17 protein-coding genes are annotated in these 14,014 nt (G+C 50.5%); 6 read left to right on the top strand and 11 right to left on the bottom strand.

Annotation, left to right across the window (positions count from 1 at the left end):
* The 4 genes from HMPREF3066_RS11470 to HMPREF3066_RS11455 form a co-directional block, all read right to left on the bottom strand.
* The coding region (locus tag HMPREF3066_RS11470) for a hypothetical protein (protein WP_070443045.1) at positions 1 to 607 on the bottom strand (607 nt) is incomplete at its 3' end.
* Between the two features lie 79 nt (positions 608 to 686).
* Positions 687 to 1,352 (bottom strand): YqiJ family protein, encoded by a 666-nt coding sequence (locus HMPREF3066_RS11465; RefSeq protein ID WP_070443044.1) that lies wholly within the window; start codon positions 1,350 to 1,352, stop codon positions 687 to 689.
* A 46-nt stretch (positions 1,353 to 1,398) separates the two neighbouring features.
* Positions 1,399 to 1,881, bottom strand: a complete 483-nt coding sequence (locus HMPREF3066_RS11460; RefSeq protein WP_060975530.1) for an OsmC family protein — start codon at positions 1,879 to 1,881, stop codon at positions 1,399 to 1,401.
* 68 nt (positions 1,882 to 1,949) lie between these two features.
* Complete coding sequence (locus tag HMPREF3066_RS11455) at positions 1,950 to 2,177, bottom strand: hypothetical protein (protein ID WP_003743669.1); 228 nt, start codon at positions 2,175 to 2,177, stop codon at positions 1,950 to 1,952.
* A gap of 128 nt (positions 2,178 to 2,305) precedes the next feature.
* On the opposite strand from HMPREF3066_RS11455, the gene HMPREF3066_RS11450 reads away from it, so the two are divergent.
* Complete coding sequence (locus tag HMPREF3066_RS11450) at positions 2,306 to 2,650, top strand: hypothetical protein (RefSeq protein WP_060975528.1); 345 nt, start codon at positions 2,306 to 2,308, stop codon at positions 2,648 to 2,650.
* Between the two features lie 54 nt (positions 2,651 to 2,704).
* Entirely contained in the window at positions 2,705 to 3,154 is a 450-nt protein-coding gene (locus HMPREF3066_RS11445; protein WP_060975527.1) for a PepSY domain-containing protein, read from the top strand.
* A 103-nt stretch (positions 3,155 to 3,257) separates the two neighbouring features.
* Here the strand turns inward: HMPREF3066_RS11445 and HMPREF3066_RS11440 are convergent, their stop codons facing one another.
* The 3 genes from HMPREF3066_RS11440 to HMPREF3066_RS11430 form a co-directional block, all read right to left on the bottom strand.
* On the bottom strand, positions 3,258 to 3,713 hold the full coding sequence (locus HMPREF3066_RS11440; RefSeq protein ID WP_070321071.1) for a hypothetical protein: 456 nt from the start codon (positions 3,711 to 3,713) through the stop codon (positions 3,258 to 3,260).
* Position 3,714: 1 nt separating this feature from the next.
* The gene (locus HMPREF3066_RS11435; RefSeq protein WP_009312450.1) at positions 3,715 to 4,377 is read right to left on the bottom strand and encodes a PspA/IM30 family protein; all 663 of its coding nucleotides are present in this window, start codon (positions 4,375 to 4,377) and stop codon (positions 3,715 to 3,717) included.
* Positions 4,378 to 4,564: 187 nt separating this feature from the next.
* Positions 4,565 to 5,065: a hypothetical protein gene (locus HMPREF3066_RS11430; RefSeq protein ID WP_049226578.1), complete on the bottom strand. Its 501-nt coding sequence runs from the start codon at positions 5,063 to 5,065 to the stop codon at positions 4,565 to 4,567.
* Between the two features lie 190 nt (positions 5,066 to 5,255).
* Here HMPREF3066_RS11430 and tldD point away from each other — a divergent pair, with 190 nt between their 5' ends.
* From tldD to HMPREF3066_RS11415, 3 genes are all read left to right on the top strand, one after another.
* Complete coding sequence (gene tldD, locus HMPREF3066_RS11425; protein ID WP_206193503.1) at positions 5,256 to 6,752, top strand: metalloprotease TldD; 1,497 nt, start codon at positions 5,256 to 5,258, stop codon at positions 6,750 to 6,752.
* 168 nt (positions 6,753 to 6,920) lie between these two features.
* On the top strand, positions 6,921 to 9,191 hold the full coding sequence (locus HMPREF3066_RS11420) for a Tex family protein (RefSeq protein WP_060974906.1): 2,271 nt from the start codon (positions 6,921 to 6,923) through the stop codon (positions 9,189 to 9,191).
* 354 nt (positions 9,192 to 9,545) lie between these two features.
* Positions 9,546 to 9,887, top strand: coding sequence for a hypothetical protein (locus tag HMPREF3066_RS11415; protein ID WP_060974905.1), 342 nt, complete (start codon positions 9,546 to 9,548; stop codon positions 9,885 to 9,887).
* A gap of 53 nt (positions 9,888 to 9,940) precedes the next feature.
* Here HMPREF3066_RS11415 and HMPREF3066_RS11410 read toward each other — a convergent pair whose 3' ends face one another.
* The 4 genes from HMPREF3066_RS11410 to HMPREF3066_RS11395 all read right to left on the bottom strand — a co-directional run bounded on the left by HMPREF3066_RS11410 (position 9,941) and on the right by HMPREF3066_RS11395 (position 13,215).
* On the bottom strand, positions 9,941 to 10,783 hold the full coding sequence (locus HMPREF3066_RS11410; protein WP_049226585.1) for a class II glutamine amidotransferase: 843 nt from the start codon (positions 10,781 to 10,783) through the stop codon (positions 9,941 to 9,943).
* 192 nt (positions 10,784 to 10,975) lie between these two features.
* Positions 10,976 to 11,644, bottom strand: a complete 669-nt coding sequence (locus tag HMPREF3066_RS11405) for a hypothetical protein (RefSeq protein ID WP_060974904.1) — start codon at positions 11,642 to 11,644, stop codon at positions 10,976 to 10,978.
* 331 nt (positions 11,645 to 11,975) lie between these two features.
* Positions 11,976 to 12,314, bottom strand: a complete 339-nt coding sequence (gene erpA, locus HMPREF3066_RS11400) for an iron-sulfur cluster insertion protein ErpA (RefSeq protein ID WP_003680162.1) — start codon at positions 12,312 to 12,314, stop codon at positions 11,976 to 11,978.
* A 208-nt stretch (positions 12,315 to 12,522) separates the two neighbouring features.
* Positions 12,523 to 13,215, bottom strand: a complete 693-nt coding sequence (locus tag HMPREF3066_RS11395; RefSeq protein WP_039408255.1) for a S24 family peptidase — start codon at positions 13,213 to 13,215, stop codon at positions 12,523 to 12,525.
* Positions 13,216 to 13,510: 295 nt separating this feature from the next.
* Here HMPREF3066_RS11395 and HMPREF3066_RS11390 point away from each other — a divergent pair, with 295 nt between their 5' ends.
* On the top strand, positions 13,511 to 13,789 hold the full coding sequence (locus tag HMPREF3066_RS11390; protein ID WP_060974903.1) for a hypothetical protein: 279 nt from the start codon (positions 13,511 to 13,513) through the stop codon (positions 13,787 to 13,789).
* Positions 13,790 to 14,014 lie beyond the last annotated feature (225 nt).

Here is a 14,014-nt window from a genome sequence, read left to right as displayed (position 1 = left end):
GCCCGACGGGGTGAAAAATACAGTTGCTACCGAGCTTATACCTTGAATACCACTGCCAGCCTGTTAATTCAATCAATGCGTTTTGGGAAGCTGTTGTACAAATATTGTGTCTTCCCAAGCCCAGCAGTCCGCCGATTACTGTTGTTCCTCTGCGTTCGGTAATCAAACTGACTCCGACGATGTCACTCATATGTATACGGTCAAACTTCCTGTAAGTCCCGTCATGTCCGCCTTGATAACGGATGCGTCCGAATGCGCCGTAAATAATCAATTTTTCGCGATCAATATAAATCGATTTCCGGGTCGTCAGCCCGCTCCACCAACGTTCCACGCGCCACAGCCACAATAGCGTGAGTACAATAGCCAGCAGCCAAGTCATGTTGCTTGAAAGCGATAGATCCATCCATTTCACTATCTTCAGCCAGAGACCGCCTACGCCGATGAGGCCGAACAAGAAAGCAACCAAGGGTTGAAACAACAAACCTCTGAATAACGAATGCTGAAACAGCAGCCCGTCGCCGACAACGATGACACCTCGCGGAAGCTTGTTTTTCAACGCTTCGATTCGGGATTGCATATCGCGCTCGGACTGCGCCAAATAATCCATATCTATCCCCGTTTTGTTTTTCTAATTAATTGATAAATGGTGATTCATTGCAAACCGGCGTTTATCTGTTCAGACGACCTCAATCCACCAAGCTTCCGCTCGGATTCAAAATCGCTTTAAACGTATTTCCCTCCAGCGACACCAGCAACACCGCGTCGCCCTGTTTCAATACTTCGTCGGCATCCGGTTCCGCCATCACATAATGCTGTTGACCATACACATCCTTCACCCGCACCTGCGCCGCGCTGCCTGCCCGCGCTTCGCCCAGCACCACCGTGCCGATGCGTCCGATTAGACTTTCCTGCGAAACGGCGGTGGTTTCGTCTTTGGGCATGATTTTGTACAGTCCGCCAGCCGTCAGGCGCACCAGCGGCAGCGAAAGGAACCACACGGCTACTGCCGCCAGCCATCCGTTCAGATAGCTGCCGAACACGGCGGCAAAGGTCGTCTGAAACAGGTAGCCCGTCAGTCCGTACACGGCAAGGAACACCACTATCAGCATCAACACCGGCACGCGACCGACATACAGCCAGCTCAGAAACCTGACGAACACGCCCGCGTCCGCAGCGTCCAGCCCGACTTCGGCGTGCGCGGTTTCAGTCAGGCTGTCGGGCAGCAGGTTGTCCAGCCAGTCACTGATGCCGCCCGCCAGCATGGAGATAACTTCCAACACGCCGAGTAAAACCATCAGCGCGATGGCGATGCCGAAGATTTCCGTTTCGGGGGCGTTGATTAAATTCCACATTATCGTGTTCCTTTTTATTCTTGCATTTCAAACAGGTATTGGATTTTCAGACGACCTCTCCGCTCTCAATCTCGGCGCGGCATTCAATCGGAAAGTTGACCGAGTTGGCGATGAAACACAGGCGGTGCGCTTCGTGATGCAGTTCCAAAGCCTTGGCGCGGTCGCTTCCTGCGGCGATGGTAACACGCGGCTTCAACACGGCGGAGACAAAACGCCCCGCACTCCCATTCTCGCCTTCGTCCATCACCGCTTCGGCGTGGTCGGTGTAGGCGGTAACGCAGATGCCCGCGTCGGCACACAGGTGCAGGTACCATAGTTTGTGGCAGGCAGAAACGGCGGCCAGCAGCATTTCTTCGGGGTTCCAGCGGCCCGCATCGCCGCGGAAGGCCGGGTCGGCGGAACCGTGCAGGTCGGGCTTGCCCTCGGCGGAAACGGTAAAGTTGCGCAAATAAGCGGTGTAGGACGAAGTGCCTTCGCCGAGATTGCCCGTCCATGTTGTCGCGGTGCGGTAGGTGTGTTTTTTGCTCATTTTGACATTCCTTTCAATTATTTACTGTTCGCGGCAATAAAGACGGTATCCGCCTTGAAACGCCGACTCTAGTTGAGCCAGGCATAAGCCGATGCGCCCGCCGCCAAACTGATGCCCAGCCACAGCAGGATTTTGGTTTCCGCCCATACATCATCCCAATACCGCCCCCGCAGCGCGCTGATAATGTCGGGGGTGCAATAGAATTCGACGCATTCGACAAATTCGTCCCAATCCTTAAACATCACAAAGTAAAGCAAGACGGCGGTTAGCAAGCCGATCAAAATGGCAAAAATCATGAAATTCCCCTATTTTTCAGACGACCTGTGCGTACCGTAAAGAAAGGTCGTCTGAAACCGCTCCTAACTTTTCCCTAAGTCCTGCGTGTTTAAATGTCTATACCGACAACAGACGCAAAGGGAACGAAATGAAACATTCTCAGTCGCAATATAAAAAGCCGTCCAAACCGCTTTTGAAAAAACTGCTGCTTCCTGTCGCCGCTGTTTGCGCCATTTTTCTTGCAGCAGAAGGTTTCGACCTTTACGAAGACTACGCCCAATACCGCATGGAGACAGACCCAGCGTTCGCGCAACACCACGACCGCGCTTTGTCCATCCTGCATAACAGAGGCTACGAAGTCCACGATTCCGACACCGACCTCTATTGGGCAAGACCCGTTTTGGAATTTGAGGCCTACAAAGGCAGCTTGGAATACAAAATCGTGATGTCTTATCCCGATTTGAACATTCTCGTAGAACGCGTCGATTTATAATCCGCTTCCGAATATTCTTGATTTGACTTACCCCACGTCCCGAAAGGATACGACATGAAAAAACTTTTACCGGTATTACTCTTAGGCAGTATCGCACTGACCGCTTGTGCCGCCCCCTATCCTTACGACTATTACGATGACGACTATCGTACCGACCGCTATGAGCAGCGTTATGACCGTTACGATGACCGCTATGATGATCGTTACGACGACCGCTATGAGCGCGATTACGACCGTAATGACGACTACCGTTACCGCAACGGCAAGTATTACGATGACGACTACATCGAACACCAAATTTACAGCGATCCGTCTTTCGAGCAAAAACGCGCACAAGTGATGCGGATTCTCGAACGACGCGGCTACCAAGTTCACGAAATCGAAGCCGATGACCGCCGCGGCCGCCCCGTATTGAAAGCCGAAGCCTTCAAAAACGGACGCGAATACGACATCGTTTTCTCATGGCCGGATTTACGCATCATCAGCGAACGCATCGACTATTAATCCGATTAATCCGTTCCGCCACACGCCGCAAGGGCAAACTCCGCGCGGCGTTTTTCGTTTCAGACGACCCTTTCTGATAAAGAAGGTCGTCTGAAAACTTGGCTTATTTTATATAACGAAGAAATGCAATCAGATTTTCATAAAACATCCAAGCCCAAAAAACATACGCAATTAGAAACGGACGATGTTTGAGGAAATTTTTAAACTTTATCCGGCTATGGCATTTCTCCTCTAATAAATCTAAGAGTTTTTGCCGCTCCGACTCTTCACAACCTTCCAAAATCTCTGCTTTCAGCATTTCTATGGCTTTTTTGATATGGATTTTCCATCCATCCACAATCAATTTGTCGCCATATTTTGCCTTCAAGTCATTCGTAATAATAACAACATAGAATCCCACGATTAAAATAGCAGCAACTATTGCAGGGATGGGGTGATTATCACTAAGAGACCAAACCGCAACAGTCGACAACAGCAACCATGCAGCATGGTGATTCAACATCTTATGGTAGAAAGCAATCTGCTCATCAAGCTCATAAACTCTGTCAGCAAAAAACATATTATTTCCCTGCCTTCAACGCCGCCAATCTTTCAGCAATACGGTTGTTGCGGCTCAAGTCTTCCAATTCCTTCAATTTTGCCAACTGCGCGGCATCGGTACTGCTGTGTACCGCGTTCTGACGTCCCATCACGCGGTCGAAAGCGTTGCCGCTTTTTTCGGCATCACGGGCGATGCGGTTAAGGTCGCTGCCGCCTGCCGCTTTGCCTGCGCCCGCGCTTTGCTGCGCGGCGCGCCAGTCTTGTAACTGCTGCTGCATCTCGCGTTTTTTCGCCTGCAAGGCGGCGATAAAGCCTTCAAGTTCTTTTTCCTGTGCGGCGCAGTCGGCAATGGTGTTTTCCAAAACAGGCAGACGCGCTTCGATGTCCATTTGTTCGGCAATACCCGCCTCGGCAAGATCGTCGCGCCCCGCCGCTACGGCAGCTTGCAGGTTGGCATCGATGGCTTCGTGGCGGTTGCTCTCGTCCGCCATTTTCTTGGCGGCAAGGTGTTTCTGCGCCAACACTTTGCCCAACTCGGCACGCACCTCGTCCACTGCCCGCTCGATTTCGCGGATGCTCTCGTTCATGACCGCCTCAGGTGCAAGGTTCTCCGCCGCATCAATCAGGGCATGAAAACCGCCGCTCACCAGACGGCCCACTCTGCGGGATAGGGTTTCGCTCATTTGGATTTTCCTTTCAATAAAATGTGTTTGATTTTAAGTTGGCACGGGGGTAATCAACCGTCCGTCATTCCCGCGCAGGCGGGAATCCAGACCTTGGCGTTTTCGGGATATTCGGGCATGGCAGCCTGTACGGGAATAGCGGCAAACAAATACTTCTATTTCATGCGCCCCATTTTTTCAGACGACCTCAAACCTCGCCCGCCTGCTGCACAATCTTCGCCAGTTTCAAAGTATTTTCAAGCTGTTGCAGCACGGTATCGTCGTATGCCGCGCCTTTGCCAGTTACGGCGAGCTGCAAGATGCTGTCGGTGAGGCGGACGATACGCCACATCAGTTCGCGTTCGTATTTTTTCAAACTTTCGAGGTCGGCTTCTTCGGGCAGGTCGGCGGCGAGTGTCGCGCCTAAGTCGGGCAACTGCTCAAACAAACGCGCCACGATATGCGAATGCACCCCCGCCTGCTTTTCCGCGTGCAGCACGTCATGTTTCGCCGCTTGGAAAAACTGCTCCTGCGCCGTCAGCGCGGAACCGTAATCGCGCGTCTGCGTATGCGCCAAACGCGCCTGCTTGAGCAGCTCGCGGATTTTTTCAGACGGCGTATTCGCGCCTTCGATTTTTAATTCAGCAATAAAATCAGCGTCTTCCTGAGTGATTCGCACGCTGACGGGGATACGGTTTGTCGCATTCATATTCGTTTGATTTGGTTTGTATTCATTTGAATACAAATGTACAACATGAAATGACAAGATGCAATGTTCAAAACAGTTTAATTATGTAAATACCGATCCATCTGAGAAATCATCCCTATCCGCCCCTTGTTTTCAGACGACCCTAACCCCTTATAAATACAAACAATCGACATATCCAAAGCCATAACAAATGCCGTATAATCAAGCCCCAAGTTTACCCAGCCCTGAAGGTCGTCTGAAAACCATGCACTCAACTTACGCTACCGTACAGCGCGATTTGCTAGAAGCCAATCACCTTTCTCCTGAGCTGCTCGCCAAAAGCCTGAGCATCATCGGCGCGCATCACGTCGATTACGCCGACATCTACTGCCAGCGCACTGCTTTTGAAAGCTGGCATTTGGAAGAGGGCATCGTCAAATCGGGCAGTTTCCAAATCGATCAGGGGGTGGGCGTGCGCGCTGTTTCGGGCGAAAAAACCGCTTTTGCCTATGCGGACAGTTTGTGTATCGATTCGATCAACCGTTCCGCCCAAGCCGTCCGCGTCATCGGCGCGGCAGGCGGCGACGCTTCTGTCAAAGTGCCGTCCGCCGCATACGGCAAATCCGTCCATGCGGTGCTGAATCCTATTATCGGTCTCGATTCCGCTGCCAAAGTTGCCTTATTGAACAAAGTGGAAACGCTTGCCAAAGCCGCCGATCCGCGCATTGTGCAAGTGATGGCGGGGCTGACTTGCGAATACGACATGATTTACATCGCCCGCCTCGACGGCAGGCACGCCGCCGACATCCGTCCGATGGTGCGCCTGAACGTTACCGTCATCGCCAAACAGGGCGACAGACGTGAACAGGGCAGCGCGGGCGGCGGCGGTCGCTACGACTTGGCTTATTTTGATGAAACTTTGGTGCGGCAGTTTGTCGATTCCGCCGTCAAACAAGCTCTGATTAATCTCGAATCCCGCCCTGCACCCGCAGGCGAAATGACCGTTGTCTTGGGCAATGGCTGGCCGGGCGTGTTGCTGCACGAAGCCGTCGGACACGGCTTGGAAGGCGATTTCAACCGCAAAGAAACCAGCGTCTTTTCAGGCAGAATCGGCGAGCGCGTTGCCGCCAAAGGCGTTACCGTCGTTGACCAAGGCGACATTGCGGACAGGCGCGGCTCGCTCAATATCGACGACGAAGGCAACGAAACACGCCGCACCGTATTGATTGAGGACGGCATCTTGGTCGGCTATATGCAGGACGAAACCAACGCCCGCCTGATGGGTGCGCAATCGACCGGCAACGGCCGCCGCGAAAGCTACGCCTCCGCCCCTATGCCGCGCATGACCAATACCTTCATGGAAAACGGCGGCTACGAACCCGACGAAATCATCGCGTCCATCGACAAAGGCATTTACGCCGTCAATTTCGGCGGCGGACAGGTGGACATCACCAGCGGCAAATTCGTCTTCAGCGCATCCGAAGCGTGGTGGGTCGAAGGCGGCAAACTGCAATATCCTGTCAAAGGCGCGACCATCATCGGCAACGGGCCTGAAGTGTTGAAACATGTTTCCATGATAGGCAACGATACCGCGCTGGATAGTGGTGTCGGCGTGTGCGGCAAAGACGGGCAAAGCGTTCCTGTCGGCGTCGGACAACCGACCTTGCGGATTGATGCCGGACTGACCGTCGGCGGTAGCGAGATTTAAGTCAGGCAAGTAAAAATAAAACGTCGTCTGAAAACTGTATTTGGGGTTTTCAGACGATGTTTTGTTTTCAGAAGGTTCAGGACTAAGCTTCATATTCAAAACACAATCTTCGCCTCCTCCCTCCTCTTCCATTGATATAATAATTACTTTTTCAGACGACCTATCCCCATGAACATCACCCAAATCCTCTCTCAAGAACTCTCCGCTACCGCCGCGCAAATCACCGCTGCCGTCGAGCTTTTAGACGACGGCGCGACCGTGCCCTTTATCGCCCGCTACCGTAAGGAAGCCACGGGCGGGCTGGACGATACGCAACTGCGCCAGCTTGCCGAGCGGCTGCAATACCTGCGCGAGTTGGAAGAGCGCAAAGCTGTTGTTTTAAAAAGCATTGAAGAACAAGGCAAACTTTCAGACGACCTCAAAGCGCAAATCGAAGCAGCCGACAACAAAACCGCGCTGGAAGACCTGTATCTGCCCTACAAGCCCAAACGCCGCACCAAAGCGCAAATCGCGCGCGAACACGGTTTGCAGCCGCTGGCGGACGTGTTGCTTGTCGAGCAGCCGCAGGACGTGGAAGCCGCCGCACAGGGCTACCTGAACGAAAACGTCCCCGACGGCAAAGCCGCGCTGGACGGCGCGCGCGCGATTCTGATGGAGCAGTTTGCCGAAGATGCGGAACTCATCGGCACGCTGCGCGACAAGCTGTGGAACGAAGCCGAAATTCACGCGCAAGTCGTTGAAGGCAAAGAAACCGAAGGCGAAAAATTCAGCGATTATTTCGACCACCGCGAACCCGTCCGCGCCATGCCCAGCCACCGCGCGCTGGCGGTTTTGCGCGGCCGCAACGAAGGCGTGTTGAACATCGCGCTCAAATACCAGCCCGACGACACGCCGATTACGCAGCAAAGCGAATACGAGCAAATCATCGCCCGCCGCTTCAAGGTTTCAGACGGCCACAAATGGCTGCGCGACACCGTGCGCCTGACTTGGCGCGCGAAAATCTTTTTGTCGCTGGAACTCGAAGCCTTAGGTCGTCTGAAAGAAGCCGCCGACACCGACGCGATTACCGTGTTCGCCCGCAATCTCAAAGACTTGCTGCTCGCTGCGCCTGCCGGACGGCTGACCACTTTGGGTCTCGACCCCGGCTACCGCAACGGCGTGAAATGCGCCGTGGTGGACGACACAGGCAAGCTGCTGGATACGGTCATCGTCTATTTGCATCAAGAAAACAATATGTTGGCAACACTGTCGCGCCTGATTAAACAGCACGGCGTGAAGCTCATCGCCATCGGCAACGGCACCGCCAGCCGCGAAACCGACAAAATCGCGGGCGAACTGGTGCGCGGAATGCCGGAAATGGGGCTGCACAAAATCGTCGTGTCCGAAGCCGGCGCGTCGATTTATTCCGCGTCCGAACTGGCGGCACGCGAGTTCCCAGACTTGGACGTTTCCCTGCGCGGCGCGGTGTCCATCGCCCGCAGGCTGCAAGACCCGCTCGCCGAACTGGTCAAAATCGACCCGAAATCCATCGGCGTGGGCCAGTATCAGCACGACGTGAACCAAAGCCAGCTCGCCAAATCGCTGGACGCGGTGGTCGAAGACTGCGTGAACGCCGTCGGCGTGGACGTGAACACCGCCTCCGCCCCACTCTTGGCGCGGATTTCCGGTTTAAATCAAACCCTTGCCCAAAACATCGTCGCCTACCGCGATGAAAACGGCGCGTTCGACAGCCGCAAAAAATTGCTGAAAGTACCGCGTTTGGGCGAAAAAACCTTCGAGCAGGCGGCAGGCTTTTTGCGGATTAACGGCGGCAAAGAGCCGCTGGACGCGAGCGCCGTCCACCCCGAAGCCTATCCCGTCGTCGCTAAAATGCTGGCGCAACAAGGCATTACCGCCGCCGAACTCATCGGCAACCGCGAGCGTGTGAAGCAAATCAAAGCGTCCGACTTCACCGACGAACGCTTCGGCCTGCCGACCATTCTGGACATCCTGTCCGAGCTGGAAAAACCCGGCCGCGACCCGCGCGGCGAGTTTCAGACTGCCTCCTTCGCCGAAGGCATCCACGAAATCAGCGACTTGCAAGTCGGCATGATACTAGAAGGCGTGGTTTCCAACGTCGCCAACTTCGGCGCGTTCGTGGACATCGGCGTCCATCAGGACGGCTTGGTACACATCTCCGCCCTGTCCAATAAATTCGTCCAAGACCCGCGCGAAGTGGTAAAAGCCGGCGACGTGGTGAAAGTGAAAGTGCTGGAAGTCGATGCCGCCAGAAAACGCATCGCGCTGACCATGCGGCTGGATGACGAAGCCGGCGCAACCAAAGGCAACAGGTCGTCTGAAAGCAAACATTCCGAACGCCGCGACCGTAAACCCCAACGCAACGACCGTGCCCCGACCAATTCGGCGATGGCGGATGCGTTGGCGAAGTTGAAAAGGTAAGGTTGGCTTTTTGAGACTCAATTAAAGGTCGTCTGAAAAAAGGATTTTCAGACGACCTTTTTTACCACTGAAATCACCAAAACAAAAATATCCGACATTTAGAAAATGGTTCCTTCTCTTTCTAACAGAACAGAAAACAAGGTTGCCGTTTCAATAAAAAGGTCGTCTGAAACTTAATTCCCGATAGTAAATAGAATTAAACTTACAGGATTTCCGCACTTCCGTCCGACGTGAAGCACGGCATTACCTACCACCATTCAAATGGCGCAAACACATTTTGTAGTAGGCACATACAAACAGGCGTATAGTTTGAGATATTGCAAACCCATCATCACCACCCAAGGAGTCCAAACTATGAAACCTGTTTTGTTTGCCGCACTGATTTCCTGTTTTTCCGTTGCTGCCTATGCGGCTTGCGCCGACAGCCAGCAGCAGTGTGTGATTTATAAAAACGGCAATGTGGCGACTGAAGGCGGCTGTTCGGTCAACAAGTGTCAGAATGCCGATGCGCAGGTGTTGAAGTGGAAGCTGAAAAACGGTAAAGGCGTAACCGTGGAAATCGGGAAAAACGGCAAAGTTTTGGTGAACAAAAAACCGGGAGCGAAGGCGAACAACAGCAACGCGGCAGGCATGGGCTTGACGTGTTATGCCACCGATGCGGACAAGCGTGAGCAGTTCTGCTCGACCAATTATTGATACGACCAGCATGAAAAAGGTCGTCTGAACATTTTTCAGACGACCTTTCATATTTATACGGACACGCCGACTGCGCGGGCAATTGCCAACCCCTCTTCCGCGCTCATGTAAACAGGGCTTTCAGGGCGGTCGCTGCGGACAATATCGCCGTCTCGGAACATGACTAATTCATCAACAGCTAATTGCGACCAAGTTTCGTCTCGGGTCAAGGGCAGTGTGGCAATAACGGAGACTTTGTCATTCGGGGTGGTAACTGCGGAAAAATCGACCATCACGTCATCATCCAAAAGCCGTGCCTTGCCGAAAGGAGCTTTGCGCACGATATAGTGCAGCAGCGTGCTGGCATGTGCAAACAGGCAGTCGCCGTTGGACATCACAAAATTGAACAATCCAAAGCGGCGAATTTCGTGAGTTAGCGCAGCAACGGCATCAAACAAAGTATCGGAATCAGGTTTCTCAGCAAAACGGCTGCGAAGCCGGTTGAGGATATAACAAAATGCACGTTCGGAGTCGGTCGTACCGACAGCATGGTAATACTCGCCTTGTTCCGGATAAAAATCAATCAAATGCCCGTTATGCGCAAAGAGCCAATATTCGCCCCACATTTCGCGCATAAAAGGATGGGTATTGGCCAAAGAAGTCTGCCCTTGCGAGGCTTTACGGATGTGGGCGATGACGTTTTCAGATTTAATTTGATAGGCGCGAACCAAGTCGGCAACCGGGGAATTTGCGCTGGGCTTATCATCGTGAAACAATCGTACACCTTTCCCTTCAAAGAAACCGATACCGAATCCATCGGCGTGATGGTCGGTAATGCCGCCGCGGCGGCGGAAACCCTCGAAGGAAAACATAATGTCCGTTGGGGTATTACAGTTCATGCCGAGCAGTTGGCACATAATTTTGACCTTTATTGTTTTAATAGGAATAGAACAGTCGGATTATGGTACATTGGACAATCCGTTTCAATAGACACGATACAGTATCCCCACAAAATCAATACAACTCTTCATAGCAGGACATCACAATAATAAAAACCGGATTTCAAAATGAAATCCGGTCTACGATATATTCAAATTTAAAAGCATTCATCAAAAGTATTTGGCTGCCAAATATCCTGCCGCCACCAAGCCGAACATAGCCAACACACCCAAAACAGAAACCAGAACAATCATATTGCGTTTGGAAGTAAGGGCTTCCAGTCTAGGATCCTGCCCCAACTCCTGCCGCAATTTGCTTTCAAGTTCGGCACGGATTTCTTTCCGCATCAACTTCTCTTCCCGCTCTTTTTCAAGTTGCAATTTATGAGCGATTTCAGCTTGTTTTTTATGCTCAAACGCCACCTTTTCCTGCCACTCAATACGTTTACGCTGGATGATTTGCTCGGTTGCACTGGCAAAATGGAAATGGCAGACGGCACATTCCTCTGCTGCCACATCCTCCGTAATCGTCATACAAACGGGACATTGCTTTAAAGACGCTTCCTCGTTTTCACCTTCGTCCTCACTTACCTGCAACTCCATGGACTGACGCACAATAACATCAAGCCCCAAGTAGTTGAAATACTGCTGCGCATTCTCGCGCTCATCCTGCGTACAATTCTCGGCAATAATCGCTTGCGGACGTTCAGAAAGTGCCTGAACCAAATCTTCTGCTTCTTTTTCCGGCAAGTTATCATATAGGCATGCATTGATACGCTCATGATCGACATCTGGCGGATAAGAAACATAAACATCGTAAAGTTTGTCAGAGTTTTTCATTGTTATCCTAGAACAAACCGAACTTTTAATCCCATTCACGGAAACCGGCTTGATTTTGCTTATACCATGATACACGGCAGCGATCCGTCAACCTATCATCTGACTTAGACACTACTCCCGAAACTTCCTAAACTACCCAACTATCTGATAATTAGCTTTGGGTATGCAACCTATCGGCACCAAGCCGAATGTAAATCAAATAACAGATAGTACATGAGTAAATATTCCCAAAGGGAATTATAGATTATAAGACAGATGATTTTTATTGGAAAGCAATTACAAACGAAAGGCCGTTTGTATAAACAAACGGCCTTTTTTATCTACATATGGCTCAAACTGAGAAGGATGACCCGCAACCGCAAGTCGTTTCTGCATTCGGATTACGAATAACAAATTGCGATCCTTGCAAACTTTCAGTGTAATCAATTTCCGCACCAACCAAATATTGGTAGCTCATCGGGTCCACCAAGAAAGTCAGGCCGTTTTTCTGAATTTCAAAATCGTCATCATTTTTGATTTCATCAAAAGTAAAACCATACTGGAATCCCGAACAACCTCCGCCATTAACAAACACGCGTAATTTCAAATCGGGATTGTTTTCTTCTGCAATCAAATCGGCAACCTTGGTACAGCAGCTATCAGTGAAAATAATTGGACTTTCGTCTGACATGATGTGTTTCCTTTTATATGAATATTTTCGATATTGTCCTGCAAACCTTAACCTAAAGCAAGTCTGCCCTCAGATTGAACGGCATCAAGAGTTGCAGCTTCACGGACTTCTCCATGCAAGATGGAGTCCGCCTCTATATTTATCAATAGAGATAAAAACCATAAACCACTACTTAACAAGTCGTCTGAAAATACAAGGACTACACCATTCAAATATTTCGCCCGAACCACTCGACACGCCCGATAATGGCAACATCGTCAGTCAAATTATTCAAATCAATTTCAAAAGTCGGATAAGCCTCATTGGCGGAAATCACATTCACCACCCCGCCTGGCATCAGCTGTAATCGTTTTACCAACAAATTCTCATTAAGCCTCAAAACGTACAGCCCATCCTTCGGCGCAGTCTCAGCATGATTGATTAAAATAGTATCCCCATCATTCAAAACCCCTTCCATAGAATCCCCCTTGACCGAAATAACGGAAAGGTTTTTAGTATCACGGGTAACATAATTTTCTACCCAATACCGACGGAATGCCATGGTAAAAACAGGTTTTTCATCACCTACTAACCGCCCATGTCCGGCGGCAGCCTGAATATCATAACGCGGAACAAAGACAAACTCGTCGATATCAACCGGATTACCCAATGTATCATAAGCAACTGCAGTAGAAGACGGAACTTGCACATTAGGGAACGGACTCCCCTCCCCAGTCAACAGCCAGTCAATACTGCAACCTTTCAGTTGTTTGATTTTTTTTAGAGTTTCCGATTTCGGCAAACCGCCTTCGTTCCAAATCCTACTAAATCCCGCAATGGTCATATCAATGTCTGCGGCAATTTTGGCTTGGCGCGCTTCGTCTTTCCACAAAAACACCAATCTGTCTTTAAATGTATCCATATCGATCCTCAGGCTGAAATGCGCCTCCTACAATGAAGCACTTGTGGGTTTATTTTACCTTAGTTTTATTAAAAATGTAAGAAAAATATTAGTTGAATTAAGAAAAAGTATTGCATTTTTTGTTTTTGCTTAGTATGATTCTTCTAACGCTTCAAACAAACCAGGCCTTCCTCAGCCATAATTAGGTAAAAACATGGCATATATTACGATGATTGTAATCAGATTTTCATGAAGCAAAGGCTGTTTGACACAAGCAAGTAAGAAAAATCTTAGTTTTATTTGATTGGAGGATATAATGACCCGTTACCGTAAAAATGCATGGCTCGCCGTTGCTGCCTTCGTTTTAGGATTTTTGGCATTTCCTTTCAGTTATTCAGAAGCCCATCAATCTTCCGAACAACATCTCTCTGCCGAGATGTGCGACCGCCTTAGCGGAATGGCCTCCGACAAAATGGACGGTATCCAATTATCCGTCGCCCAAGAATGCGATACACTCGAAGCATCACACGATTGGGAACAACAATACGGCGGGTTGAACGAACATGAGATAATTGCAGGAATTGTGTACGAATAACTGCTGCATTTCCGGAACTGTGCAGTTTTATAGAATGCCGATACCTACTTTTTCAAACCAAAGCTTTTCAGACGACCTTCTATGTCGTCTGAAAATACTTTCTCCGACCCAACTAGGCATTTATATCCAACGTACAGGCATGAGGCTAACAAACCGGTTGGATCCGTACTGAAATATTGACCACTACTGTATATTTAAGGGTCCTTGGATTCGGATTTCAAGTGC

This window comes from Neisseria sp. HMSC03D10 (genome assembly GCF_001807625.1).
In the GTDB taxonomy this organism is placed as follows: Bacteria; Pseudomonadota; Gammaproteobacteria; order Burkholderiales; family Neisseriaceae; genus Neisseria; species Neisseria mucosa.
This window is presented reverse-complemented; position numbering and strand designations above follow the sequence as displayed.

Coding starts and splice junctions, on each gene's coding strand:
- HMPREF3066_RS11395 (WP_039408255.1), bottom strand. CDS start 13,215: ATGGATACATTTAAAGACAGATTGGTGTTTTTGTGGAAAGACGAAGCG.
- HMPREF3066_RS11460 (WP_060975530.1), bottom strand. CDS start 1,881: ATGAGCAAAAAACACACCTACCGCACCGCGACAACATGGACGGGCAAT.
- HMPREF3066_RS11455 (WP_003743669.1), bottom strand. CDS start 2,177: ATGATTTTTGCCATTTTGATCGGCTTGCTAACCGCCGTCTTGCTTTAC.
- HMPREF3066_RS11410 (WP_049226585.1), bottom strand. CDS start 10,783: ATGTGCCAACTGCTCGGCATGAACTGTAATACCCCAACGGACATTATG.
- HMPREF3066_RS11465 (WP_070443044.1), bottom strand. CDS start 1,352: ATGTGGAATTTAATCAACGCCCCCGAAACGGAAATCTTCGGCATCGCC.
- HMPREF3066_RS11435 (WP_009312450.1), bottom strand. CDS start 4,377: ATGAGCGAAACCCTATCCCGCAGAGTGGGCCGTCTGGTGAGCGGCGGT.
- HMPREF3066_RS11450 (WP_060975528.1), top strand. CDS start 2,306: ATGAAACATTCTCAGTCGCAATATAAAAAGCCGTCCAAACCGCTTTTG.
- HMPREF3066_RS11415 (WP_060974905.1), top strand. CDS start 9,546: ATGAAACCTGTTTTGTTTGCCGCACTGATTTCCTGTTTTTCCGTTGCT.
- HMPREF3066_RS11390 (WP_060974903.1), top strand. CDS start 13,511: ATGACCCGTTACCGTAAAAATGCATGGCTCGCCGTTGCTGCCTTCGTT.
- HMPREF3066_RS11405 (WP_060974904.1), bottom strand. CDS start 11,644: ATGAAAAACTCTGACAAACTTTACGATGTTTATGTTTCTTATCCGCCA.
- tldD (WP_206193503.1), top strand. CDS start 5,256: ATGCCGTATAATCAAGCCCCAAGTTTACCCAGCCCTGAAGGTCGTCTG.
- HMPREF3066_RS11445 (WP_060975527.1), top strand. CDS start 2,705: ATGAAAAAACTTTTACCGGTATTACTCTTAGGCAGTATCGCACTGACC.
- HMPREF3066_RS11430 (WP_049226578.1), bottom strand. CDS start 5,065: ATGAATGCGACAAACCGTATCCCCGTCAGCGTGCGAATCACTCAGGAA.
- HMPREF3066_RS11420 (WP_060974906.1), top strand. CDS start 6,921: ATGAACATCACCCAAATCCTCTCTCAAGAACTCTCCGCTACCGCCGCG.
- HMPREF3066_RS11440 (WP_070321071.1), bottom strand. CDS start 3,713: ATGTTTTTTGCTGACAGAGTTTATGAGCTTGATGAGCAGATTGCTTTC.
- erpA (WP_003680162.1), bottom strand. CDS start 12,314: ATGTCAGACGAAAGTCCAATTATTTTCACTGATAGCTGCTGTACCAAG.